Annotated in this window: 21 protein-coding genes and 1 pseudogene; 3 read left to right on the top strand and 19 right to left on the bottom strand. The window is 71.7% G+C overall.

The window, feature by feature from the left end; translation table 11 throughout:
- Positions 1-3: 3 nt before the first annotated feature.
- The 6 genes from ybeY to hrcA form a co-directional block, all read right to left on the bottom strand.
- Positions 4-465 (bottom strand): rRNA maturation RNase YbeY, encoded by a 462-nt coding sequence (gene ybeY / locus HUN58_RS15795; RefSeq protein WP_058742447.1) that lies wholly within the window; start codon positions 463-465, stop codon positions 4-6.
- A complete protein-coding gene (locus HUN58_RS15790; protein ID WP_229666903.1) occupies positions 462-1,523 on the bottom strand; it encodes a PhoH family protein in 1,062 nt (353 codons plus the stop codon). The genes ybeY and HUN58_RS15790 overlap by 4 nt, the downstream gene beginning before the upstream one ends.
- A gap of 67 nt (positions 1,524-1,590) precedes the next feature.
- Complete coding sequence (locus HUN58_RS15785; RefSeq protein WP_180225167.1) at positions 1,591-1,947, bottom strand: histidine triad nucleotide-binding protein; 357 nt, start codon at positions 1,945-1,947, stop codon at positions 1,591-1,593.
- 49 nt (positions 1,948-1,996) lie between these two features.
- Entirely contained in the window at positions 1,997-2,770 is a 774-nt protein-coding gene (locus HUN58_RS15780) for a 16S rRNA (uracil(1498)-N(3))-methyltransferase (protein WP_180225166.1), read from the bottom strand.
- Positions 2,770-3,882: a molecular chaperone DnaJ gene (gene dnaJ, locus HUN58_RS15775; RefSeq protein WP_144801452.1), complete on the bottom strand. Its 1,113-nt coding sequence runs from the start codon at positions 3,880-3,882 to the stop codon at positions 2,770-2,772. The genes HUN58_RS15780 and dnaJ overlap by 1 nt, the downstream gene beginning before the upstream one ends.
- A gap of 108 nt (positions 3,883-3,990) precedes the next feature.
- Positions 3,991-5,013, bottom strand: a complete 1,023-nt coding sequence (hrcA, locus tag HUN58_RS15770; RefSeq protein WP_058742452.1) for a heat-inducible transcriptional repressor HrcA — start codon at positions 5,011-5,013, stop codon at positions 3,991-3,993.
- Positions 5,014-5,122: 109 nt separating this feature from the next.
- On the opposite strand from hrcA, the gene HUN58_RS15765 reads away from it, so the two are divergent.
- Positions 5,123-5,554 (top strand): DUF4870 domain-containing protein, encoded by a 432-nt coding sequence (locus tag HUN58_RS15765; protein WP_229666891.1) that lies wholly within the window; start codon positions 5,123-5,125, stop codon positions 5,552-5,554.
- Between the two features lie 20 nt (positions 5,555-5,574).
- Here HUN58_RS15765 and hemW read toward each other — a convergent pair whose 3' ends face one another.
- Complete coding sequence (gene hemW, locus HUN58_RS15760) at positions 5,575-6,810, bottom strand: radical SAM family heme chaperone HemW (RefSeq protein WP_180225165.1); 1,236 nt, start codon at positions 6,808-6,810, stop codon at positions 5,575-5,577.
- Between the two features lie 29 nt (positions 6,811-6,839).
- Here hemW and HUN58_RS15755 point away from each other — a divergent pair, with 29 nt between their 5' ends.
- Positions 6,840-7,532: an HAD family hydrolase gene (locus HUN58_RS15755; protein ID WP_167510043.1), complete on the top strand. Its 693-nt coding sequence runs from the start codon at positions 6,840-6,842 to the stop codon at positions 7,530-7,532.
- Between the two features lie 45 nt (positions 7,533-7,577).
- Here HUN58_RS15755 and HUN58_RS15750 read toward each other — a convergent pair whose 3' ends face one another.
- The 3 genes from HUN58_RS15750 to HUN58_RS15740 form a co-directional block, all read right to left on the bottom strand.
- A complete protein-coding gene (locus tag HUN58_RS15750; RefSeq protein ID WP_144801458.1) occupies positions 7,578-8,225 on the bottom strand; it encodes a DUF1990 family protein in 648 nt (215 codons plus the stop codon).
- 52 nt (positions 8,226-8,277) lie between these two features.
- Positions 8,278-10,125: a translation elongation factor 4 gene (gene lepA, locus HUN58_RS15745; RefSeq protein ID WP_180225164.1), complete on the bottom strand. Its 1,848-nt coding sequence runs from the start codon at positions 10,123-10,125 to the stop codon at positions 8,278-8,280.
- A 155-nt stretch (positions 10,126-10,280) separates the two neighbouring features.
- Positions 10,281-11,447 (bottom strand): pyridoxal phosphate-dependent aminotransferase, encoded by a 1,167-nt coding sequence (locus HUN58_RS15740; protein ID WP_141861187.1) that lies wholly within the window; start codon positions 11,445-11,447, stop codon positions 10,281-10,283.
- 195 nt (positions 11,448-11,642) lie between these two features.
- Between HUN58_RS15740 and rpsT the strand changes: the two genes are divergently transcribed.
- Positions 11,643-11,903 (top strand): 30S ribosomal protein S20, encoded by a 261-nt coding sequence (rpsT, locus tag HUN58_RS15735; RefSeq protein ID WP_058742457.1) that lies wholly within the window; start codon positions 11,643-11,645, stop codon positions 11,901-11,903.
- 296 nt (positions 11,904-12,199) lie between these two features.
- Here rpsT and holA read toward each other — a convergent pair whose 3' ends face one another.
- From holA to cydD, 9 genes and pseudogenes are all read right to left on the bottom strand, one after another.
- On the bottom strand, positions 12,200-13,219 hold the full coding sequence (holA, locus tag HUN58_RS20620) for a DNA polymerase III subunit delta (protein ID WP_254631699.1): 1,020 nt from the start codon (positions 13,217-13,219) through the stop codon (positions 12,200-12,202).
- 705 nt (positions 13,220-13,924) lie between these two features.
- A pseudogene (locus HUN58_RS20615) lies at positions 13,925-15,154 on the bottom strand (ComEC/Rec2 family competence protein); the annotation flags it as partial.
- A gap of 509 nt (positions 15,155-15,663) precedes the next feature.
- Positions 15,664-16,452, bottom strand: a complete 789-nt coding sequence (locus tag HUN58_RS15725; RefSeq protein WP_180225162.1) for a ComEA family DNA-binding protein — start codon at positions 16,450-16,452, stop codon at positions 15,664-15,666.
- 92 nt (positions 16,453-16,544) lie between these two features.
- Positions 16,545-16,805, bottom strand: coding sequence for a hypothetical protein (locus tag HUN58_RS15720; protein ID WP_180225161.1), 261 nt, complete (start codon positions 16,803-16,805; stop codon positions 16,545-16,547).
- Between the two features lie 100 nt (positions 16,806-16,905).
- A complete protein-coding gene (locus HUN58_RS15715; protein ID WP_180225160.1) occupies positions 16,906-17,553 on the bottom strand; it encodes a DUF4276 family protein in 648 nt (215 codons plus the stop codon).
- A 4-nt stretch (positions 17,554-17,557) separates the two neighbouring features.
- Positions 17,558-18,700 carry an AAA family ATPase gene (locus tag HUN58_RS15710; protein ID WP_180225159.1) on the bottom strand — a complete coding sequence of 381 codons (1,143 nt, stop codon included), beginning with the start codon at positions 18,698-18,700 and terminating at the stop codon, positions 17,558-17,560.
- 97 nt (positions 18,701-18,797) lie between these two features.
- Positions 18,798-21,359, bottom strand: a complete 2,562-nt coding sequence (gene leuS / locus HUN58_RS15705; RefSeq protein WP_058742463.1) for a leucine--tRNA ligase — start codon at positions 21,357-21,359, stop codon at positions 18,798-18,800.
- A gap of 138 nt (positions 21,360-21,497) precedes the next feature.
- Complete coding sequence (gene cydC / locus HUN58_RS15700) at positions 21,498-23,186, bottom strand: thiol reductant ABC exporter subunit CydC (RefSeq protein ID WP_141861179.1); 1,689 nt, start codon at positions 23,184-23,186, stop codon at positions 21,498-21,500.
- Positions 23,183-24,901, bottom strand: a complete 1,719-nt coding sequence (cydD, locus tag HUN58_RS15695; RefSeq protein ID WP_180225158.1) for a thiol reductant ABC exporter subunit CydD — start codon at positions 24,899-24,901, stop codon at positions 23,183-23,185. The genes cydC and cydD overlap by 4 nt, the downstream gene beginning before the upstream one ends.
- Between the last annotated feature and the right edge of the window lie 8 nt (positions 24,902-24,909).

Below are 24,909 nucleotides of genomic sequence, written 5' to 3'. Positions count from 1 at the left end.
AGGTCACCGCCCGCGCTGCTGGGCAGCGAACGCGGAGAGGATCTCGCCCTGGAGTCCGAACATCTCGGCCTTCTCCTCCGGCTCGGCGTGGTCGAACCCGAGCAGGTGCAGGATGCCGTGGCAGGTGAGGAGCAGCATCTCGTCGGTGCTCGTGTGCCCGGCGGTCTTCGCCTGCTCCGCCGCGACCTGCGGGCAGACGACGATGTCCCCGAGGAGTCCGGCGGGCGTCGGCTCGTCCTCGGTCCCTGGTCGCAGCTCGTCCATCGGGAAGCTCAGCACGTCGGTCGGGCCGGGCTCGTCCATCCACCGGACGTGGAGCTGCTCCATGGCGCCCTCGTCGACGAGCACGATCGCGAGCTCCGCGTCCGCGTGGACGTGCATCGCGTCGAGCGCGAAGGCGGCGAGGCGCTGGATTGCTGCCTCGTCGACCTCGACGCCGGACTCGTTGTTGAGCTCGATGCTCACCGGTTGCCTCCTCGGGCGTCGTTCTGGGGGTACGGGGACTGCTGCCGGTCCTGCGGCGGCCGTCCCCGACGCTCGGCGCGGTTCGCTCCGGCGGGGTTGCCGGCGGGCGCGGTGCCCCGACCGCCGGGACGGTGTCCGGCCTGCTCGGCGAGACGTTCCTCGTCGTAGACGGTGTAGGCGTCGACGATCCGGCCGACGAGCGTGTGGCGGACGACGTCCTCGCTGCCGAGCCGGGCGAAGTGGATGTCCTCGACGTCGCCGAGGATCCGCGTCACGAGCCGGAGCCCGGACAGGTTGCCGGGCAGGTCGACCTGGGTGATGTCGCCCGTGACGACCATCTTCGAGCCGAAGCCCAGGCGCGTCAGGAACATCTTCATCTGCTCGGGCGTGGTGTTCTGCGCCTCGTCGAGGATCACGAACGAGTCGTTGAGCGTCCGGCCGCGCATGTAGGCGAGCGGAGCGACCTCGACCGTGCCGGCGGCGAGGAGCTTCGGGACCAGCTCCGGGTCCATCATCTCGTTCAGCGCGTCGTACAGCGGGCGCAGGTAGGGGTCGATCTTGTCGGTCAGCGTGCCCGGCAGGAATCCGAGCCGCTCGCCGGCCTCGACCGCGGGGCGGGTCAGGATGATCCGGTTCACCTCGCGCCGCTGCAGGGCCTGGACCGCCTTGGCCATCGCCAGGTAGGTCTTGCCGGTACCGGCCGGACCGATGCCGAACGTGATGGTGTGCTCGTCGATGGCGTCGACGTAGGCACGCTGCCCGTCCGTCTTCGGACGCACCGACTTGCCGCGGCTCGAGACGATCGGGGTGCCGAACGTGTCCGAGGGCTTGCGGTCGTCGTCGAGCATCCGGGCGGAGACCGGGATGTCGGACGGCCCGATGTCCTGGCCGCGCCGGACCATCCCGACGAGCTCGTCGACGAGCGCGTGGGCACGGGCGACGTCCCGCTCCGGGCCGGTCAGTGTGACCTCGTTGCCGCGGACCAGGACCCGCACGCCCGGGTACTGCCGTTCGACGGTCTTGAGCAGGCGGTCCTGGGGGCCGAGGAGCTGGACCATCGCGATGCCGTCGACCTGGATGTCGACGGTGACGTCCGACGGTTCGGCGTCGTGGTGGGCGGTCGTGTCAACCGGCAAGGAGGTTCCCTTCGTGCAGTTCGCCCGCGAGCACGTGCGCGTGCACGTGGAAGACGGTCTGGCCGGCGGCTTCGCCGGTGTTGAAGACGAGTCGGTACTGGCCGCCCGCGCGCTCGTCGGCGATGCGCTGGGCGGTGGCGACGACGTGGGCCAACAGGTCCGGGTCGCCCGCGGCGAGGGCGCCGACGTCGCGGTACTGCCCGGTCTTCGGGATGACGAGCACGTGCACCGGGGCCTGCGGCGCGATGTCCTCGATCGCGATCACGCGGTCGTCCTCGGCCACGACGGTGGCGGGGATCTCGCGCGCGATGATCTTCGAGAAGACGCTCGGGGTGCTGGTGCTCATTGGTCCATCGTAGAACGCGGGTCCGACGCCGGACCTTCCCGGTCCACCGCTACCAGCGTCCGAGCCGCGTCTGGAGGACGGCCAGGGCGGCCGGGCCCGCGGTGGAGGTGCGCAGCACCGTGTCGCCGAGCCGCGCCCGCACCGCACCGGCGCGCTCGAGCCGGTCGAACTCGGCGCTGTCGATCCCGCCCTCCGGACCGACCACCAGGACGATCTCGTCGACGTCCGCCGGCGGTTCCCACGCCGACAGCCGCACCGCGCCCACCGGGTCCAGCACGACCAGCGCACGCCGAGCCTCCTGGCCGACACCAGACGACGGGCCGACACCCGACGACGATGCCAGCTGCGCCGTCGTCACTGGTGCGTCCACCTCGGGGACGCGGGACCGGACGGCCTGCTTCGCGGCTTCCTGCGCGATCGCGGCCCACCGGGCCCGACCCTTCTCGACCTTCGCGCCGTCCCACCGCGACACGCTCCGCGTCGCCGCCCACGGGACGATGCGGTCGACCCCGATCTCGGTCGCGGCCTGCACCGCCATCTCGTCGCGGCCGCCCTTCGCGAGCGCCTGCACGAGCACGAGCGCCGGTCGGAGCGCCGACTCGACCGTGACGGCGTCGACGGTGAGCGTCAGCTCGTCGCGACCCGTCGACGCGACCGTCCCGGCCACCACCGTGCCGCGGCCGTCGGCGATGCGCAGGGCCTCGCCGACACGGACCCGCGCGACCGACACGGCGTGCCGGCCCTCCGGACCGTCGAGCGTGACGGTGTCACCGACCCCGACACCGTCGAGCGTGCCCGGGTCGACCAGGTGGAGGGACGCCATCAGAAGTGCAGGAAGCGGTCGCGCAGCTTGCCGAACATGCCCTGCTGGAACCGGGCGAGCTGCGGCTTCGCGGCCTTGTGCGACTTCGCGAGCTGCTCGACGAGCTGGCGCTCCTTGTGCGACAGCTTGGTCGGGGTGACGACCTGCACGCCGACGCGCAGGTCGCCGCGACCGTTGCCGCGGAGCTTGGTGACCCCGCGGTCCTTGATCACGAGCACGTCGGCGCTCTGCACGCCCGGGCGCAGCTCGAGCTCGACCGGGCCGTCCAGACCGTCGATCGTGGTGTGCGCGCCGAGGATCGCGTCGGTCATCTGGACCTCGAGCGTCGCGAGCAGGTCGTCGCCGTCGCGGCTGAACACGTCGTGGTGGCGGACCTTCACCTCGAGGTAGAGGTCACCCGAGGGGCCACCAGCCGGACCGACCTCGCCCTGACCGGGCATCTGCAGGCGGAGCCCGGTCTCGACGCCGGCGGGGACGTCCACCGGGATCGTGCGGCGCGCACGGACGCGGCCCTGGCCCTGGCAGGTCGGGCAGGGGCTCGGGATGACGGTGCCGTAGCCGCGGCAGGTGCCGCACGGGGCGCTCGTCACCACGTTGCCGAGGAGCGACCGGACCTGACGCTGGATGTGGCCGCTGCCGCCGCAGATGTCGCACGTGCGCGGGCTCGTGCCGGGCGCGCAGCACGAGCCGTTGCAGGTCTCGCAGACGACGGCCGTGTCGACCTCGACGTCCTTGTGGGTGCCGAAGACGACCTCGTCGAGGTCGACCTCGATGCGCAGCAGGGCGTCCTGTCCACGCTCGGCCCGGCTGCGCGGACCGTTGCCCCGCCCGCCACCGCCGCCGCCGCCGAAGAACGCATCGAAGATGTCGCTGAACCCGCCGGCGCCGCCACCGAAGGGGCTGTCCGCCTGCGGTCCGGCGTCGTACCGCCGCCGCTGCTCGGGGTCGCTCAGCACGTCGTACGCGTGCGTCACGTCCTTGAAGCGCTCGGCCGCGTCCGGGCTCGGGTTCACGTCCGGGTGCAGCTCGCGCGCGAGCCGGCGGTACGCCTTCTTGATGTCGGCATCGGAGGCGTCCTGCTGGACGCCGAGGACGTCGTAGTGGTCTGCCACGTATCCCTCAGTCGGTTCGGTCGGTGCGGCGTTCGCCGCCGGTCAGGTCGGTCTGGAGGCACGGATCACCCGGGCGGGGCGGCCTGTGCCCGTCGGGGGCCGGGTCGGTCAATGTTCGCCCAGGAGCTTGGACAGGTACCGTGCGACGGCGCGCACCGCGGCCATGTTCGTGCCGTAGTCCATCCGCGTCGGCCCGAGCACCCCGAGCCGCGCGACCTCGCCGCCGCCGGCCAGGTAGCCGCCCGCGACGATGCTCGTGGCGTCGAGCCCGTACTCGGCGTTCTCGGCGCCGATGCTCGCGGCGACCGCGACGTCGTCCACCTGCATCTCCCCGAAGAGCCGGAGCAGGGTGACCTGCTCCTCGATCGCCTCGAGCACGGGGAACAATCCGCCGGAGAAGTCGCGTTCGCTCTTCGCGAGGTTCGCCGCCCCCGCCATCACCAGGCGGTCCTGTCGGTTCGCCGCGACCTGCTCGATGAGCGTCGCGACGACGACGCCGGCGAGCGTCTGGGCGTCGGGGCGGAGCTGTTGCGGGACCGCCCGGAGCGCCCGGGGCACGTCGTGCAGGAGCAGCCCGACGGACGCGCCGTTGAGCACCGAACGCAGTTCGCCGAGAGCGGCTTCGTCGAGTGGGACGTCGGTCTCGACGACGCGCTGCTCGACCCGGGCGGTGTCGGTGATGAGCACCACCATGAGCCGTGTGTCGCCGAGGCGGACGAGTTCGATGTGCTGCACGCGGGCGCGCACCATCGACGGGTACTGGACGAGTGCGACCTGGTTCGTGAGCTGGCTGAGCAGCCGGACGGTGCGGCCGAGGACCTCGTCGAGGTCGTTCGGGGTGCCGAGGAACGTCTCGATCGCGTGGCGCTGCGCGCTGGACAGCGGGCGGGCGGCCGCGAGGTGGTCGACGAAGACCCGGTACCCCTTGTCGGTCGGCACCCGGCCCGACGAGGTGTGCGGGGCCACGATGAGCTGTTCGTCCTCGAGCAGGGCCATGTCGTTCCGGATCGTCGCGGCGCTCACCCCGAAGGCGTGCCGGTCGACGATCGACTTCGAGCCGACGGGCTCGCGCGACGCGACGTAGTCCCGCACGATGGCCTTGAGGACCTCGAGGGAGCGTTCGCTGACCATCCGGACCCCTTCCGTTCGATGCTGGCACTCGGACGTCTCGACTGCTGATCCTACGCCCGACCGCCGACGGACCGGGACCCGGGCGGGCCCCTCCCGCTACGCTCTGGGCATGAGCTACGGACAGCAGCCCGGAGGGCCCTACGACCAGCAGCCCGGGGGGCCGGCGAACCCCGGCGGACCGCAGTACCCGCAGGGGTACCAGGTCCCGCAGCCGATGTCGCCGGAGGACCAGCGACTGTGGGCGACCCTGACGCACGTCGGCGGCATCTTCTTCAACTTCCTCGTGCCGTTGATCGCCTACCTGGTGCTCCGCGACCGTGGGTCGTTCATCAAGGAGCACACCCGCACGGCGCTGAACTTCCACATCACCGCCGCCATCGCGTACATCGTCGCGGGGCTGCTCTGCATCGTCCTGATCGGCTTCGTGCTGCTCCCGATCATCGGGGTGCTCGTCATCGTCTTCGCGATCATGGCGGCCATCGCAGCGAACCGTGGCGACCTCTACAAGTACCCGCTCACGATCGAGTTCATCAAGAACTAGGCCGCTCGAGCAGGACCAGGTCAGTCGAGCAGCTCGCGGACCACCGCGTCCGCTAGCAGCCGACCCTGCTGGGTCAGCTCGAGCCGCCCCCGCACCGCGGCTGGACCGTCCACGAGTCCGCGTGCGATGAGCCCGGCGACCCGCTCGCGTGACGACGGTCGGAGCTCCGCCGTGGTGAGCTCGCCGCGGACCCGCGCGGCGAGCAGGACGCGCTCGACGTACCGGGTCTCGTCGTCGAGCATCTCGCGGCCGGCGGCGGGTGACTCCCCCGCGAGCACCCGGTTCGCGTACGCGGCCGGGTGCTTCACGTTCCACCAGCGGGTGCCGGCCACCGCGGAGTGCGCGCCAGGTCCGATCCCCCACCAGTCGTGTCCCTTCCAGTACGACAGGTTGTGCCGGCTCGCGTGCTGCGCCGGACTGCCGTCCGCTTCCGCCCGGGCCCAGTTCGAGACCTCGTACCAGGTGTAGCCGGCGTCACCGAGGACCCGGTCCGCCAGCTCGTACATGTCGGCGGCGAGGTCGTCGTCCGGGGCCGGGAGCTCGCCGCGCGACACCGCGCGGCCCATCGCCGTGCCGTCCTCGACGATGAGCGAGTACGCCGAGACGTGGTCGGGCCGGCACGCCAACGCCGCGTCGAGTGACGTCCGCCAGTCGTCCAGGGACTCGCCGGGCGTCGAGTAGATGAGGTCGAGCGAGACGTCGAGCCCGTGCTGCTTCGCGAGGTCGACGACGACGGGCACCCGTTCGGGGTCGTGCGTGCGGTCGAGCGTCGCGAGGACGTGCGGCACCGCGGACTGCATGCCGTAGCTCATCCGCGTGAAGCCCGCGCGCTGCAGGGTGCCGATCGCGTCCGCGTCGACGGAGTCCGGGTTCGCCTCGGTCGTGACCTCTGCCCCGGGCAGGATCCCCCACGTGTCGTCGATCGCCCGCAGGATCATCGCGAGGTCCGACGCAGGGAGCATCGTCGGGGTGCCGCCGCCGAAGAACACCGTGGAGACCGGTCGGCGCGGGACACCGGAGCGGTCGAGCACCTCGGCCGCCCAGGCGATCTCCTGCACCGCGTGGCCGGCGTAGTCGTCGCGGCGGACCCCGCGGAGCTCGGACGCCGTGTAGGTGTTGAAGTCGCAGTAGCCGCAGCGCACCCGGCAGAACGGCACGTGCACGTACACGCCGAAGGGGACGTCGCCCGCTCCGGGGCCGGGGATGATCAGGCCGTCCGACGGCGCGGGGTCGGCGATCGGCAGAGCACTCGGCATGGACTCCATTCTCGGTCATGATGGAGGGCATGGAGCACCACACCGTCCCCACCACGGTGCTGTGGGACATCGACGGCACCCTCGTGTTGAACGCCGTCTCGCCCGGCAACCTCTACCACCTCGCGCTCGAACGGGCCGTCGGTCGCGACCTCGCCCTGCGCGTCGGGCACCAGCACGGGCGCACCGACGCGGGGCTCATCGCCGAGCACGTCCGGGCGCACCACCTCGACGACGCGCTCATCCCCACCGTCACCGGGCACCTGCGGGACCTGACCGACGAGCGGCACCGGCGGGGTGACCGTCGTTCGCCCGCACCGGGGGCGACCGCGCTCGTGCAGCGGTTCGCCGCCCTGGGCTGGCGGAACGGGCTGCTCACCGGCAACTCCGAGCACCGGGCGCGCGTGAAGCTCGCCGGCGCCGGGTTCGCCGTGGACGCCTTCGACTGGGAGCACTCGTTCTTCGGCGACGAGGAGGTCGACCGGTCCGGCGTGACCGCGAGGGCCGCCGCCGCATTGGCGGGCACCCGCGCCGTGATCGTCGGGGACACCCCGCGGGACGGCGAGGCCGCGGACACCGCGGGGATCCCGTTCCTCGCCGTCGCGACCGGGGTCTACGACGTCGACGCCCTCCGCACGACCAACGCCGTCACGGTCGCGCGGGACTGCGTGCAGGACGCGGGGCTCATCGAGGACGCGATCGCCGCGCTCCCCCCGCTGCGGTAGCGCACCCATCGCGGAGCGCGGCGTCAGTCGTCGCGCAGCGCAGGGTCAGTCGCCGCGCAGCGCCTCGAGGTACTTCGCCGCCATGACCTTCTGCTGCCGCTTGAGCAGCGGCGACAGGAAGCGCCACTTCGGGCTCGCCGGCTGCGAGAACTGCCGGACCTGCAGCCAGACCGACCCGTCGGCGGTGCGCTCGACCACGAACGACTCCTCGCCCGACAGCGGGTGACCCTCGAGCGTGCCGTAGGCGAAGCCCTTTCGGTCGGTCTCGTCGATGATCGACACGACCCGGACCGGCGCATGCACGGTCTGCCCGAACGCGTGCATCTCGAGCGTGGCCGTCGTGCCGGCCGTCAGGAGCGGTGTGCCGTCGGCCGCGAACTTCTCGACGCGCGGGGTCCCGATCGACGCCGGCGCGATCGGCACGCCCCGTTCGTCGAAGGTCACCGGGTTGTAGCGCACCTCGTCGTCGTCGGGCTGGTCCTCGACGCGCACCCGGATGCCGCTGCGCTCCTGGATCTGCCAGGACAGCGTCTGCGTGACGGCGGTCTCGAAGCGCTGGTCGCCGTGCCCGATCCGGGCCCGCGACTCCGCCGGGACGAAGCCCTCGGGCGGGTAGGTCATGAGGTCCGCCGCCTGGGTCGCGCCCACGGCGCCGTACGTCAGGGCGGTCCGGTAGCTGCCGCGGGAACTCATGCGGCAAGCCTACCCGGGCGACTCGGGCGCACCTGCCCGCCCGGGCTCCGCGCTACTTCTTCTTCTCTTCGACGTCACCCGAGAGCGCGGCGATGAAGGCTTCCTGCGGGACCTCGACGCGACCCACCATCTTCATGCGCTTCTTGCCCTCCTTCTGCTTCTCGAGGAGCTTGCGCTTGCGGGTGATGTCACCGCCGTAGCACTTCGCGAGGACGTCCTTGCGCATCGCCCGGATGCTCTCGCGGGCGATGATGCGCGCACCGATGGCCGCCTGGATCGGGACCTCGAACTGCTGGCGCGGGATGAGCTTGCGCAGTCGTTCGGTCATGAGCGTGCCGTACGCGTACGCCTTGTCGCGGTGCACGATCGCGCTGAACGCGTCGACCTGCTCGCCCTGCAGCAGGATGTCGACCTTCACGAGGTCGGCAGCCTGGTCGCCGGTGGGCTCGTAGTCGAGGGAGGCGTAGCCCTGCGTCTTGCTCTTGAGCTGGTCGAAGAAGTCGAAGACGATCTCGCCGAGGGGCATCTCGTAGCGGATCTCGACGCGGTCCTCGCCGAGGTACTCCATGCCGAGCAGGGAGCCGCGACGCGACTGGCAGAGCTCCATGATCGCGCCGACGTAGTCCTTCGGCGCGAGGATCGCGGCACGGACCATGGGCTCGCGGACCTCGACGATGCGGCCGCCGGGGAACTCGGACGGGTTCGTGACCTCGGTCACGGTGTTGTCCTCGTTCGTGACCTCGTAGATCACGCTCGGCGCGGTGGTGATGAGGTCGAGGCCGAACTCGCGGGACAGGCGCTCGGTGATGATCTCGAGGTGGAGCAGACCGAGGAAGCCGCAGCGGAAGCCGAAGCCGAGCGCGACCGAGGTCTCCGGCTCGTAGACGAGCGCCGCGTCGGACAGCTTGAGCTTGTCGAGCGCTTCACGGAGGTCCGGGTAGTCGGAGCCGTCGATCGGGTACAGGCCCGAGAACACCATCGGCTTCGGGTCGGTGTAGCCCGCCAGCGCTTCGGTCGCGGGCTTCTGCGCGGTCGTGACGGTGTCGCCGACCTTCGACTGGCGGACGTCCTTCACGCCGGTGATCAGGTAGCCGACCTCGCCGACGCTGAGGCCCTTCGTCGGCTTCGGCTCGGGCGAGGACACCCCGATCTCGAGGATCTCGTGCGTCGTCCCCGTCGACATCATCTGGACCTTCTCGCGCGGCTTGATCGTGCCGTCGACCATCCGGACGTAGGTCACGACGCCGCGGTAGCTGTCGTAGACGGAGTCGAAGATCATCGCGCGGGGCGACGCGTCGACGGTGCCGACGGGCGGGGGCACGGAGCCGACGACGCGGTCGAGCAGCTCGGGCACGCCGACGCCGGTCTTGCCGGAGACGCGCAGGACGTCCTCCGGCTTGCCGCCGATGAGCTGCGCGAGCTCCGCGGCGTACTTGTCCGGGTCCGCCGCGGGCAGGTCGATCTTGTTGAGGACCGGGATGATCTCGAGGTCGTTCTCGAGCGCCAGGTACAGGTTGGCGAGCGTCTGCGCCTCGATCCCCTGGGCGGCGTCGACGAGCAGGATCGCACCTTCGCACGCGGCGAGGGACCGGGAGACCTCGTACGAGAAGTCGACGTGCCCCGGGGTGTCGATCATGTTGAGCGCGAAGGTCTGCCCCTCGAACTCCCACGGCATACGGACGGCCTGCGACTTGATCGTGATGCCGCGCTCGCGCTCGATGTCCATGCGGTCGAGGTACTGCGCGCGCATCGCACGGTCCTCGACGATGCCGGTGATCTGCAGCATGCGGTCGGCCAGCGTCGACTTGCCGTGGTCGATGTGCGCGATGATGCAGAAGTTGCGGATCGACCCGGCCGGGGTCGCGGCGGGCTCGAGTGGCGCGGATGCTTGTGGGCTCACGGTTCCTCAGGGGTCGGGACGGTCGAACGATTGTCCCACGGTTGTGCGCGCGGAGCGCGCAGCGCCGGCACACCTGTGGACGGCGGGCGCCGCACCAGGTGGTGTTGAGGACGGACGGGAGGCGCGTGGCGGGGTCGCCCCGTACCTCCAGTCCGTCAGACGGCCACCGTGGCGGGGGCGGGCAGCGCGCCGAGGCCGCGGCGGAGGTCGTCCGCGGTGGCGGCGAGGCAGACACGGATCCAGCCCTCGCCGGAGCGGCCGAAGGCGCTGCCGGGCGCGACCGCGACGTGCTCGCGGTGCAGGAACGCGAGGGCCCACTCCGCGACGTCGCCGGCGGCGGCGTGCGACACGTCGACCCAGAGGTAGAACGCCCCACGCGGGTCGAGGTAGCGGATCCCGGCTGCGTCGAGGACCTCCTTCGCGACGGCGAGGTTCGCGCGGTAGTGCTCGCGGGCGTCCTGGACGGACTGGTGGTCGCCGACGATCGCGGCCAGTGCCGCCCACTGGTCCGGCTCCGCGACGCAGCTGATCATCGCCTCCTGCGTGGTGCGCATCGTCGGGCCGAGGCCCTTCGGTGTCACGAGGTAGCCGACGCGGACACCGGTCATCGCGTAGGTCTTGCTCAGGGAGAAGGCGCTGAAGACGCGGTCGTCCTCGTCGAGGGCGGCGATGCTGACGTGGCGGGTGCCGTAGGTGAAGTACTCGTAGACCTCGTCGCTGATCACCCAGAGGTCGTGCCGCTTCGCGAGGGCGAGCAGGGCGCGCAGGGTGTCCTCGCCGAACACCGAGCCGAGCGGGTTGGACGGGGAGTTCACGACGAGCGCCCTGGTCCGCTCGGTGATGCTCGCCTCGAGCGCGTCGAGGTCCGGCTCGAAGCCGTGCTGCGGCTCGAGCCGGTACGGCACCGGGGTCGCGCCGAGGATGTGCGCGTTCATCGTGAAGGTCGTGTACCCGGGGTCCGGCACGAGCACCTCGTCGCCCGGGCTGAGGACGAGGGTCATCGCCTGGAACAGGGCCTGCGTCGCACCGATCGTCATCCAGACCTGCTCGAGGTCGACCTCGATACGGTTCTCGCGGCGCAGCTTCTCCTGGATCGCGGCACGGAGCGGGGCGATCCCGCCGTTCGGCGTGTAGTCGGTGCGGTCCTCGGACCAGGCACGGCGCGCCGCCTCGCCGACGTGCGGGGCCACCGGGACGTCCGGCTCGCCGATCACGAGCATCGCCACGTCGGTGCCGTCGGCCTGGAGCAGGGCGGCCTGCTCGTACACCCGGCGGATGCCGGAGGCGGGGACGGTGTCGATCCGGGGCGCGAGGGAGGGCATGCCGTCACGGTAGCGGCTGCGTGTTGCCGGGTGGTTTCCGACCGCGACGCTTCGGTCTTTGGTGGGACCCCGTCCTGCTGGTAGAGTTGGTGGCTGGCTTCCGCGTTCCCCGCCCACGGGTGGAACGCGATGCGACGGAGGGCCCCTCTACCCAGACGTCGCGACCACCCGGAGAGACGACAAGGAGCAACACGCATGGCGAACATCAAGTCGCAGATCAAGCGCATCAAGACCAACCTGAAGGCCCAGGAGCGCAACAAGGCCTACCGCTCGGAGCTCAAGACGGTCATCCGTCACACCAACGAGGCCGTCGCCGCCGGCGACAAGGACAAGGCCACCGCGGCCCTCGTCCTCGCCTCGAAGAAGCTCGACAAGGCCGTGAGCAAGGGCGTCATCCACAAGAACCAGGCGGCGAACCGCAAGTCGGCCATCGCCAAGAAGGTCTCTGCCCTCTGAGATCCTGCTCTCTGATCTACTGAGTGCCGCACGAAGGCCCCGCACCGCTCGGTGCGGGGCCTTCGTCGTTGCCGGGGTGCGGACACCGGGGCGGGCGCAGGCATGGTCGCCGGGGGCCGGCATGGTCGCTGAGGGCCGGCGCCGGGGCGTGTGTGCGAGCCGCGGGCGGGCACGACGCGGCACAACCGGAAGCACGACGCACCACGGAAGTGCGTGGTTCGGCGTGCTTCCGGTTGTGCGACCGCACGACGCGCCACGCACAGGCGCCAGCACCGCGCGGGCGGCGCGCCGTCGGGTCAGCGGGCTTCGCCGCGCCGGGCGATCGTGCGGACCATGACCTCGAGCGCGTAGTGCGCGTCCCGCGAGCCGCCCTTCACCGCGGTGTCCGCCTCGGCGATGCTCGTGATCGCGTTCGCCAACCCGGCCTCGCTCCACCCGGCGACGTCCCGCTGTGCACGCTGGACCTGCCACGGCGCCATGCCGAGGGCGGACGCCGCCTGGCCGCTCGTGCCACGGAAGGAGCTGACCTTCGCCATCGTGCGGATCTTGCTCGCGAACGCGGCGACGATCGGGACCGGGGCCTCCCCCGTCGCCAGGGCGTGCCGCAGCTCGAGGATCGCCGGGGCCGAGCGCCCCGCGAGTGCGATGTCGGCGACCTTGAACGCGTTCGTCTCGACGCGCCCGCCGTAGTACTTGTCGACGACCTTGTCGGTGATCTCCTCGGCCTCGTCCGCCAGGAGCTGCCGGCACGCGGCCGCGAGCTCGGCCAGGTCGTCGGAGAACGCCGCCACGAGCGTGCGCACGGCCGAGGGTGCGACCTTGCGACGGGCGGCGCGGAACTCGGCGTTGACGAAGTCGATCTTGTCGGTGTCGCGTTTGAGCTCGTCGCACTGGACCTCGACGCCACCGCCGATCCCGCTGCGGATCGTGTCGAGGAGCTTCTTGCCGCGGACCCCGCCGCCGTGCCGCAGGACGAGCGTGACGTCGTCCGCCGGGCCCTGCAGGTACGCGATGGTCTCGGTGATGAAGGCGTCCGTGCACTTCTCGACGTTCGTGACCCGCACGAGTCGGGGCTCGCCGAAGAGCGACGGACTCGCGAGCGTCGCGAGCAGCCCCGGTGCGTACTGGTCGGCTTCGAGGTCGTGCACCTCGAGCGCGGGGTCCTCGCCCACGAGCAGGTCGCGCAGGACACCGATCGCACGGTCGGCGAGGAACGCCTCCGGCCCGGTGACGAGCACCACGGGCGCGGGACGGATCCCCGACCACGGCACCTGGTCGATGGCGGCGGCGGCGCGCGAGGGCTTCTTGGCGGGCATGCGGTCCTTCCGTCGCGGGCCGGGTCGTGGACGACGCCGAGGTCGGCGCCGGGGTCGGCTCCGGGTTCGTTCGGGGCCCGCGACGATCCTACGGCCGGCCGCCGACGGCTCGGCCCGCACTCCACCGGTCGGCTCCGGAGATGCGCCGTCCGGGTGCTCCGTCCAGACCCGGAGCGCCCCGGAGCGGTCCCGTGAGACGACGACCGTCCCCTGCCGGTCGGCTCGGAACGCCGTCGTCCCCGCGACCCGGAGCAGGTCGAGCGTCCGCTGCGTGGGGTGCCCGTACGTGTTGTCCGCCCCGACGCCGATCAGCCCCACCGGCGCAGCCAGCTGCCGGTAGAGCCCCGGGTCCTGGTCGGCCGACCCGTGGTGCGCGACCTTGACGACGTCGGGGTGCACGTCCAGGTGCGGGCGGAGCCGCCGCTGCGCCCGCTCACCGAGGTCACCGAGGAAGACGCCGGACACGCAGGTCCCGCACCCGGCGGACTCGGTCGTGGCGAGCACGACGCTCGCGTCGTTGCCCGCCTCGATGGAACCCGACGGCGGCCACACGACCCGCCACCCCAGGGCGCCGAGCGTGCCCTCGGTCGTGTCGTCCGCCGTCCCGACCTGCACGTCGGCGCGGCGCAGGTCCTCGACGACCCGGGCGTCCTCGGCGCGCCCGACCGGTCCGACGAGCGCACGGTCGACCAGCCCCGCGACGGCGGGCAGCGCGCCCACGTGGTCCCGGTCGAAGTGCGTCAGGACGAGCAGCGCCAGCCGGTCCACCCCGAGCAGGTCGAGGCACGCGAGCAGGCGCGGTTCGTCGTCCCCGGTGTCGACGAGTGCGATCGGGCCGTCCGGCGCCCGGACGAGCACCGCGTCCCCTTGTCCGACGTCGCACATGGCCACCGACCAGTCGGCCGGCACGCTCGTCCGCAGGACCGCGCGGGGCACCGCGACCGCGCCGACGCCCAGCGCGAGTGCGACCGCACCGACGAGGAGCACCGGGACCCGGAGCCGCTCGCGGACGAGCACGGCCCCCGCGACGGCTCCGCTCACGACGACCGCGGCGACGATCCCCGTCCCGCCGGCGGGCCACCCGATCGACGCCGCGGGGAGCGCGGCTGCGGTGTGCGCCACCCACCCGATCGCGGCGGCCGGTGCCCAGGCGACGCCGGCCAGGACCGCCGCCGCCGCGGGCCACGCCGGTGCCACCGTGCACGCGGCGAGGCCGAGGACCGTGACGACCGGCGCGAGCGGCTCGGTGAGCAGGTTGGCCGGCACCGCGTAGGTCGGGAACACCGGGGCGAGCACGATCGTCACCGGCCAGCAGGCCGCCTGCGCCGCGACCGGGACCGCCACCGCGGCGGCCACCGGTGGCCAGAGTCGCCGCGCGAGCAGCTCGGTGAGCGGTGGCCCGAGCACGAGGATGCCGCCGGTCGCGAGCACCGAGAGCGCGAACGCGATCGCCCGCCCGGTCCAGGGGTCGACGACGAGCATCCCGAGCACGGCCAGGGCGACGAGGGGCACGCCGCGGACCGGCCGTCCGGTCAGGCGGACGACGAGCACGACGACGGCCATCAGGGTCGCCCGCAGGATGGACGGGTCCGGGCGGACGAGCACGACGAAGGCGACGAGGAGCGCCACCGCCGCGACGGCGCGCACGCACCTGGGCGCGCCGAGCCCGCGGCCGACCGTCATCACGAGTGCGACCACCACCGCGCAGTTCGAGCCGGACACCGCCGTCAGGTGGGTGAGCGCCGACGTCTCCATCGCGGCTTCCGTCCCGGGGTCGAGCCCGCTGCGGTCGCCGATCGCGAGACCGCGGAGGAGGGCGGCGCCCGGTTCCGGCAGGTCCGCCGTGACGGCGACGAAGGCCCGGCGGACCTCGGCCGTCGCCGCCAGCGCGCCGGTCGGTGGCTCCCGCTCGGGCTCGCCGCGCAGGAAGAGCACCGCCGCGGTCGGCGATCCTGGGTCGTCCCGCTCGACGGTCGCGCGCCCGGTGAGCAGGGTCCCCGCTGGCAGCACCGTGTCGGAGGTCGTGACCACCCGCACCGGCACGGCCCCGACACCGTGCCCGTCCACCGCGCGGAGCGCTCCGACCACCGAGTGGTCGCCCGGCGCGAGGTCGCGGCGCAGGTCGACAACGACCGTGGCGCTGTGGCCGACGGCACGCCGCAGGGCCTCGGGGTCGCGGTGCACCTGCCCGACCGCGATCGACACCGCGACGAGCACGCAGCACGCCCCCGCGGTCAGCACGACGGCGCCGACCGCCCGCACCCGCGGGCGGAGTGCCGGGTGCCCGGTGACGACCCCGCTGAGCACGGCGACACCGGCGGCGACCGCCGCGACGACGATCGCGGACCCGGGCTGCGCGACCAGGAGCACCGCGACCACCCACGCCACGGCGACCGGGCCGGCGAACCGCAGGTCCGTGAGGACCGGACGGAGGTCGACGCCCCTCACACGCGGACCCGCTCCCGGAGCTCCGCGAACCGGGCGTCGCCGATGCCGCTGACGTCGAGCAGGTCCTCGACCGTGGTGAAGCCGCCGTGCTCTTCCCGCCAGGCGATGATCCGCGCGGCGAGGGCCGGACCGATCCCGGGCAGGGTCTCGAGCGTCGCCTGGTCCGCCCGGTTCAGGTCGACGACGTCACCCGCGCCGCCGGCACCGGCAGTCGAGCCGCCACCGGCGCCAGCCCCGGCACCACCGTCGGCGCCGCCCGCCACGTCCGGACCGAGCGCCGCCGGCACCTCGGTCTCGCCCACCGCGGGCACGTACAGCCGCTCACCGTCGACCACCGGGCGCGCCAGGTTCACCCGCGTCAGGTCCGCGACGTCGGTCGCCCCGCCTGCTCGTTCGATCGCGGCCTGCACGCGGGAGCCGTCCGGCAGCTCGACGACCCCCGCGCGAGCGACCGCGCCGACCACGTACACGGAGACGAGCACCGCCGTCGCTGACGGAGCCGGACCACCCGTCGGACGCGCGTCGAGCGACCGGGGCGCCCCCGTGCCTCCAGGCCGACCGTCCGTCCCGGCGGACGCGGCCCCGGACGCCGACCCAGACCCCGCGACCGACCCGGCCGGCCCACCGGACACCGTGACCTGCCCCGTCGAGCGCTCCCCCACGGCACCCACGCCGACGATCGCGAGCGCGACCGCGACGACCACCGCCCCGAGCACCACCGCCGTCCGCGGCGTCAGCGTCCAGCGTCGCCAGCGGGCGTCGGGGACCGGGTCAACAGGAGCCATGCCGGCACGTTAGAAACGCCGGACCGACGACGACGGCCCGGCGTCCGCCCCTGTGGAGGGCGACGCCGGGCCGATGCCTGTGGAGGAGGGCCTCAGCCCTTGATCGCGATGTTCACGAGCTTCGGCGCCCGCACGATGACCTTCACGATCTCGCGCTCGCCGATGTACCGCTGCACGTTCGCCGACGCACGCGCGAGCTGCTCGAGCTCGTCCGCCTCGATCGACTTCGACACCTCGAACGAGTCCCGGACCTTGCCGTTGACCTGCACGACCGCCGTCAGCGTGTCCTGCACGAGCAGCGTCGGGTCGGCCTTCCGCCAGCCGTACGGGGCAACTTCAACGGAGCCCTCCAAGCAGGCTTGCGACGATCAGTGTCCTGAGGCGTGAGTTCCAGATGCAGCCATCGCGCGGACGGATGAGGATGACTTGCACCCGCGTTTGATCATCAACAAGCTAGCCAAGGCCGAGCTCATCCATCCACGTTTTCATGTGTGGCGTCGCTGCGAGGGCTGCTTTGAAGTGAGGGAAGATGATGGCGACCCCGTCTCTCACTTTGTCATAGTCCGGCAGCAACCTGACTACCCGCTTCGACGGGGCACTGCTACGACCGTTGTTGATCAGCTCAGCGTTTCCACCATGCTCATCTATCAGGCGAGCGAAAGTTGCAGGCAGCTCACGATCGTCGAAGATGTCGGGAGCCTCCGCGCCCGCCGCTATGACGAGCGTCTCGAACTCGTGCAACATGACAAATGGGCGAAACTTCTCGGGACTACCCAAGGTCGAACCCATGCGAAGTTCGATCTCGTCTACACAGGTCGGCTGCTTGTGAGAACCGCTGCACCCACAGACCGGGCCGCCACTCGGGAAGGCATAGAAGTCGAGCATCGTCGTCACGCGATCCCAATGGGGCTGGCTGACCAGATTCCTGACCAATCTTTCGTAGTGCGCCCAGTTTCCACCGCCTCTGTGCGCACGACCATCCGCCGATCGTGAAGTGTGAACGACGATCGGCGTCAGGTGCATCCCGCGTTGCGAGGCGAGAGGCTGGAGGACGACATTGACGAAAGCTTCCTCAGTCTGGCCTTCGACGACAACAGCCACGAGCCTAGTCATCATCGGCTCCGCTAGCGAGAGGCGAAGATGTCGGCCTGCCTCCGAGGAGATTCATCTCCCAAAGCTCTCCCACCGAGTAGTCCTGAAGCCAGTTCTGGAGCTCGGACTCGTTGGGGCGCATCACCACCGTTGAACCAGCGCTCCGCTCAACGACTGCTACCTCCGAAAGCCCGAACTGGCCTAGAAGGGTGACTGATTGAGTAGCCGCTATCAGGCGATGCTCCGGTCCCAAGTTACGAAACAGTGCGGCCAATTGATGAATAGCAGCAGGATGCAGACCCAATTCAGGCTCGTCCAGGATGATCGTAGAGGGTTTTCTCGGCTGCTGTAGCAGCACAGCAAGACAGATGAAACGGAGAGTCCCCGAGCTCAAGGCACTCCCCGAAAGTACGTCGTCCAATCCTCTCTCACGCCATCGCAGCAAGACAGTATCGCCGCGGGGCCGGAGCACAAAATCATCGAAAAAAGGAGCAATGTTACGGACAGACCGGACGACCTGATCATATTGTCGAGAACTATTCTCACGCATCTCGAGCAACACTGCTGCGAGGTTGCGGGCATCATCGTGAAGCATTTCGCCGTCGGCGACGTCTACCCTACGCAAGGGTGGCGCAGAGACGCTTGTATCGTCGAAATGAAAGACTCGACAGCCCGACAGTACATCGAAGAGATACTCGTGTGAGACGTGATCGGAGATCCTCTCCTTGAGCCTCCCGTCTCTACTAACACCCAGGGAGTTGCTATAGGGCCGCTGATATGAATCTCGATGCAGGAATGTGGTCTCTGTCAGAATGGCGGAGTCATCAGCAGCAGGCTCAAGCCGTAAGGCGTACCCGTTGCGAATTGCTCCTCTCGCTGATTCTACCCAATCGCCCCAGATCTGCAGGTCAATGGAGTCTGAAGAAGGTCTACCTGGCCCCCGGTGTACGAGCTGAGAAATTCCCCCCAGCTTCGCAATATGCTTCGATATACGCCCATCCACCGCGTAGCCCAGCAGCTCGAAAGCATCAACGAGGTTGCTCTTCCCCGCTCCGTTCGCGCCAATGAGCAGAGTGATCGGGCCGGAAAGATCAAGGGTAAGGGATTCAATCGAACGAAAGCCTTGAATGCTTATAGAGCGCAGAGGCGTCGTCATCAGTCTGTCCCCGACCGTTCAGTAGAAGGTTCAAAATTGCTGTCGATGTGGCTTCCGGAGAAGAACTCGGGGTCGATTGCTCGCATCGACAACCGCCTCAGCCCTTGATCGCGATGTTCACGAGCTTCGGCGCCCGCACGATGACCTTCACGATCTCGCGCTCGCCGATGTACCGCTGCACGTTCGCCGACGCACGCGCGAGCTGCTCGAGCTCGTCCGCCTCGATCGACTTCGACACCTCGAACGAGTCCCGGACCTTGCCGTTGACCTGCACGACCGCCGTCAGGGTGTCCTGCACGAGCAGCGTCGGGTCGGCCTTCCGCCAGCCGTACGTGGCGACGGTGGCCTCGTAGCCCAGCTTCTCCCACATCTCCTCGCCGGTGTACGGCGCGAACACGGCGAGGGCCAGTGCGACGGTCTCGGCGGCCTCGCGCACGGCGGGGTCACCGGCGCCGGGGCCGCTGTCGATGGCCTTGCGGGTGACGTTCACCAGGTCCATGAGCCGCGCGATCACGACGTTGAACTTGAACGACTCCATGAGGCCGGGGGCGTCCGCCAGGAAGCGGTGCGTAACCTGCCGGAGTGCACGGTCGCCGTCGGCCCACACGGCGTCGGGCGACGACGTGACGTCGGTCGCCAGGCGGTAGGCACGGGCGAGGAAGCGCGCGGACGCCGACGGAGAGACGTCCTCCCAGTTGATGTCGTCCTCCGGCGGGCCGGCGAAGCCCATCACCAGGCGGATCGCGTCGACACCGTTCGCGTCGAGCTCGTCGCCGAGCGAGACGCCGCCCTTCGACTTCGACATCTTCGAGCCGCCGGACAGCACCATGCCCTGGTTGAGGAGCGCCGAGAACGGCTCGGTGAAGTCGAGGTAGCCGAGGTCGAACAGGACCTTCGTGACGAAGCGGGCGTACAGCAGGTGCAGGATCGCGTGCTCGATGCCGCCGATGTACTGGTCGACCGGAGCCCACTTGCGCGCGATGGCCGGGTCGAACGCCTGCGTGTCGTCGTTCGCGGCCAGGAAGCGCAGGAAGTACCACGACGAGTCGACGAACGTGTCCATCGTGTCGGTGTCGCGCAGCGCCGGCGAGCCGTCCACCGGGTTCGGCACGTTCACCCAGTCCGTGGCGCCGCCGAGGGGCGAGGTGCCCTTCGGCTTGAGGTCGAGGCCCTCGGTCGACGGCAGTCGCACCGGCAGCTGGTCGAACGGCACCGGGTGCTCGGTGCCGTCGGCGCCGTGGATGATCGGGATCGGGGTGCCCCAGAAGCGCTGCCGCGAGATGAGCCAGTCGCGCAGGCGGTAGGTCTTCGCGGCACGACCGGTGCCGCGCTCCTCGAGCAGGCCGATCGCCGCGGTGATCGCGTGCTGCTTCGACATGCCGTCGAGCGGGCCGGAGTTGATCATCCGTCCCTGGCCGGTCAGCGCCTCGCCGGTGGAGACGGGGTCGAGGGCGGGCAGGTCCTCGAGCGTCGCGCCCTCGGGGATCACCGGGATCGCGCCGGTGACGGCGGCGTTGGTGTCGACGACGACCTTGACGGGCAGGTCGAACGCCCGCGCGAAGTCGAGGTCGCGCTGGTCGTGCGCCGGGACGGCCATGACCGCACCGTGGCCGTAGTCGGCGAGCACGTAGTCGGCGGCCCAGATCGGCAGACGCTCGCCCGTCAGCGGGTGGATCGCGAAGCGGCCGAGCGGGACGCCCGTCTTCGGACGGTCGGCGTTCTGCCGGTCGATCTCGGAGGTCTTCTGCGTCGCCGTCAGGTACTCGTCGAACGCCTCGCGCACCGCGGGCTCGGCCGAGGAGACCAGCGACGCCGCCAGGTCGGAGTCCGGCGCCACGACCAGGAACGTCACGCCGTGGATCGTGTCCGGGCGCGTGGTGAAGACGGTGACGGGCTCGTCGCGACCCTCGATGACGAAGTCGACGTCGGCACCGACCGACCGGCCGATCCAGTTGCGCTGCTGGGCGATGACCTTCGCCGGCCAGCGGCCCTCGAGCTGGTTGAGGTCGTCGAGCAGGCGGTCGGCGTACTTCGTGATCGCGAAGTACCACTGCGTCAGCTTCTTCTTGACGACGACGGCGCCGGAGCGGTCCGAGGTGCCGTCGGGCAGCACCTGCTCGTTCGCGAGCACGGTCTGGTCCACCGGGTCCCAGTTGACCCAGCTGTCCTTCCGGTATGCCAGGCCCTTCTCGTACATCTTGAGGAACAGCCACTGGTTCCACTTGTAGTACTCGGGGTCCGAGGTGTGGATCTCGGTCGTCCAGTCGAAGGACGGCGCGTAGCGCTTGAACGACGCCTTCTGCTGCTCGATGTTCGCGTAGGTCCACTCACGCGGGTCGACCCCGCGCTTGATGGCGGCGTTCTCGGCGGGCAGCCCGAACGAGTCCCAGCCGATCGGGTGCAGCACGTTGAAGCCCTGCTGCCGCCAGTAGCGCGCCACGAAGTCGCCCAGCGCCCAGTTCTCGGCGTGGCCCATGTGCAGGTCGCCGGACGGGTACGGGAACATCTCGAGGATGTACTTGCGCGGGCGGCTGTCGTCGAGGTCGGTGGTGAAGAGTCCGAGCTCCTCCCACCGCGGCTGCCACTTCTCCTGGATGCGCCGGAAGTCGTAGGCGTCGGGGTCGACGGGTGCCTGCTCGGTGGGGTGCTCGGTGGTCACGGTCACCCAGCGTACAAGGCCTGGAGGCACGGCTCGGCCCCGCCCCGCACCGTCGCTCCCGCCACCGGGTCACGCCCACCCCGGACCGCGGGCCACATCCGTCACGACGCCCGTCCGGCCCCGCCTCCGGCCCGCGGCTCACGCCGAGACGAGCCGCCCGTCCCGCATCCGCAGCGTCCGGTCCACGAGGTCGGCCGGCACCGGTACGTGCGACACGACGAGCACCGTCCGTCCGGCCGACCGCGCCGCCCCGACGAGGTCGCGCAGCACGGCGTCGCCGAGGTCCGGGTCGACGTCCGCGGTCGGCTCGTCGAGCACGAGCACCGGGAACGCGTGGAGCAACGCCCGCGCCAGGGCGAGCCGGTGCGCCTGGCCGCCGGACAGCAGCGTGCCGCGCTCCCCCGCGGGTGCGTCGAGTCCGCCGCGTCGGGCGAGCCAGCCGCCCAGGCCGACCCGTTCGAGGGCGTCGACGAGCTCGGCGTCGGTCGCGGTGTCGCGGGCGAAGAGCAGGTTCTGCCGCACGGTCTGGTCGAACACGAACGGGTCCTGCTCGACGAGTCCGACCCGGGCGCGCACGGCGTCCGGGTGCAGCCGTCGCGCCTCGACGCCGTCGAGCGTGTACGAGCCCTCGTGGTCGACGAACCGGACCAGGGCGTCGACGAGCGTGGACTTCCCCGCGCCGCTCGGCCCCGTGAGGACGACGACCTCGCCGGGTCGCAGGTCGAGGTCGACCCGGTCGACCGCGGGTGTCCCGGCGCCGGGCCACCGGACGGTGAGGTCGCGGAGGGCCACGGTCACCGGCCCGTCGACGGCGAGCTCATCGGCGGTCGCGGGCTCGTCCGGCTCGGGGACGATCCCGGCCGGCACCGCTGCCGGGACGACCTGCTCCACCCGCTCGGCGGCGGCCCGGACCCGACGGAGCGTCAGGACGGCGAGCGGCACACCGCCGACGACCTCGAACAGGGCCAGCGGCACGAACACCGCGAGCGCCCACAGCGGTCCGTCCAGCGCACCACGGACGACGGCGGGTGCGCCGACGGCAAGGACGCCGACGACCGCGCCGCCGCCGAGCAGCCCGACGAGCGCCCCGACGAGCGACTCGACGGTCGCGCGACGCCGCACCGCCCGCGTGACCCGGTCGTCGAGCGCCGCGATCGTCGCGAGCCGGTCCGGCAGCGTGCCGTACGCGGCGAAGACGTCGAGCGTGCGCACGGTGTCGAGCACCAGGTCCGCGACCCGGCCGCGCTCCGCGGCGGTCTCGCGGTCGGACCGCCGGGCGACCGCGAGCGTCACGACCGTCCCGAGCACCGCAGCGGCACCGAGGGCGAGGAGCAGCACGAGCGCGGCCGGCCACCAGACGAGCGCGACGGCGACCACGGACAGCACCGCGACGACCCCCGCCGACACCAGCGGCCCGACGACGCGGATCGGCAGGTCCTGCAGGCGGTCGGTGTCGGTCACGAGCCGCGTGAGCAGGTCGCCGCGACCGGTGCGGCCGAGCCCGGCCGGGGCGATCGACGCGAGCCGGCGGTACATCTCCGTCCGGACGACGGCGAGCTGCCGGAAGGACGCGTCGTGCCCGGCGAGCCGGTCGACGTAGCGCAGGGCGGCCCGACCGAGGGCGAACGCCCGGACGCCGACCATCACGAGCGTCAGGTACAGGATGGGCGGCTGCTCGGCCGCTCGCGTGATCAGGTAGCCGCTCGCCGCGAGGAGCGCGACCGCGCAGAGCGCGCTGGTCGTGCCGGCGGCGACCGCCTTCGCCCAACCCGCACCGTGCGGCAGGGCGAGCCGCAGGACCGACGTGCGCCGTGCCTCCCGGCTCATGCCCGCACCGCCCGTCGGGCCGTCACGCTCGTCGCGCCGTCCGCGTGCAGGTCGACGCGCACGTCGGCCGCGTCGAGCACGGCCGGGCGGTGGCTGGCGACCACGACGACCGCGCCGTCGTCCGCGAGGGCGCGCAGGGCGCGCACGACGGTCTGCTCGGCCTCGGCGTCGAGGGCCGACGTCGGTTCGTCGAGCAGGACGAGCGGTGTCCGCTCGCGCCGGGCGCGGTACAGCGCGCGGGCCACCGCGACCCGCTGCGCCTGGCCGCCGGAGAGGCCGGCTCCGCCGGGTCCGACCGGGAGGCCCGGGTCGAGTCCCAGCCCCGCGTCGCCAAGGGCGCGCCGCACGTCGGCCGTGTCGGGTCGGGAGTGCAGGGCGACGTTCTCGGCGACCGTGCCGCGGACGAGGCGCGGCCGCTGGTCGGCCCACGTGGTGCGCTCGGCGACCGACCGCGTCGCCGGGTCCGCCCGGCCGGTCCCGGACGGGACGGTGACCGTGCCGTCGTGCGGGAGGACGCCGCGGATCGCGGCGATGAGGCTCGACTTGCCGGAGCCGCTCGGGCCGGCCAGCGCGACGACCGTGCCGGGGGCGGCGCGCACGTCGAGCGGGCCGATGACGGTGTCGGGGCGGGTGACCGTGAGGCCGGTGAGGACCAGGTCGGTCCCGGGGTCCGTCGGTCCGTCGTGCCCGGATGCGCGCGGGACGACGCGGTGGTCGCCTGCGGGGTCGTCTCCTGCGCGGTCGTGTCCAGCGCGGTCGTCGAGCACGTCGAGGACGGCCGCGGACGCCTCGACGCCGTCCTGGGCGGCGTGGAAGTCGGCGCCGACCTGCCGGATCGGCGCGAAGGCCTCCGGCGCGAGGACGAGCACGAACATCGCGGCACCGAGGCCGAGCGAGCCGTCGACGAGCCGGACGCCGATCGACACCGCGACGAGCGCGACGGACAGGCTCGCGGCGAGCTCGAGCGCGAAGCCGCTGACGAACGACAGCCGCAGCACGCCGAGGGTGCCGCGACGGTACTCGTCGGTGACGTCGCCGATCCGGCCGACCTGGCGGCGGGCGCGGCCGAACACCTTGAGCGTCGCCAGGCCCTCGACGGCCTCGGTGAACGCGCTCCCGAGACGGGCGAGGGCATCGGCCTGCCGGCGCTGCAGCGACTGGGTCGCGAGCCCGATGAGCACCATGAACACCGGGATCACCGGCATCGCGAGCACGATGACGACCGCACTCGTCAGGTCTCCGGCCCCGATCGCGAGCAGCAGGACCGGGGTCGCCACGGCGGTGAGGGCGAGCTGCGGCAGGAACCGGCCGAAGTACGCGTCGAGCGCGTCGAGCCCGGGGCCGAGGGTGGTCGCGAACGCGGCGCTCGAACGGCCCTGCAGCCACGCCGGTCCGCGCTCCGCCGCACGCGCCAGGACGGTGGCCCGGAGCTCGCTCTTCACCCGAGCACCCGCCCGGGCAGCGAGGTCATCGGTCGCCCACGCGGCGACGGCCCGCACGACGAAGGCCGCGCCGAGCAGGGCGAGCGTCGGGGTGAGCGCGGCGGGGACGACGCGGTCGCGCACCCCGTCGACGCCGAGGATGACGGCGGTGGCGATGCCCCAGGCGATCGCGACGGTGGCGAGCGTCCGGACCAGGCCGGTGGCCGCCGACGCCGCGACGGCCCCGCGCGCCGTGCGCGACAGGCGGAGCAGTCGGGGGTCGAGCGGCTTCACGGCGGTGT

Source organism: Curtobacterium sp. Csp1, assembly GCF_013347185.1.
This window is presented reverse-complemented; position numbering and strand designations above follow the sequence as displayed.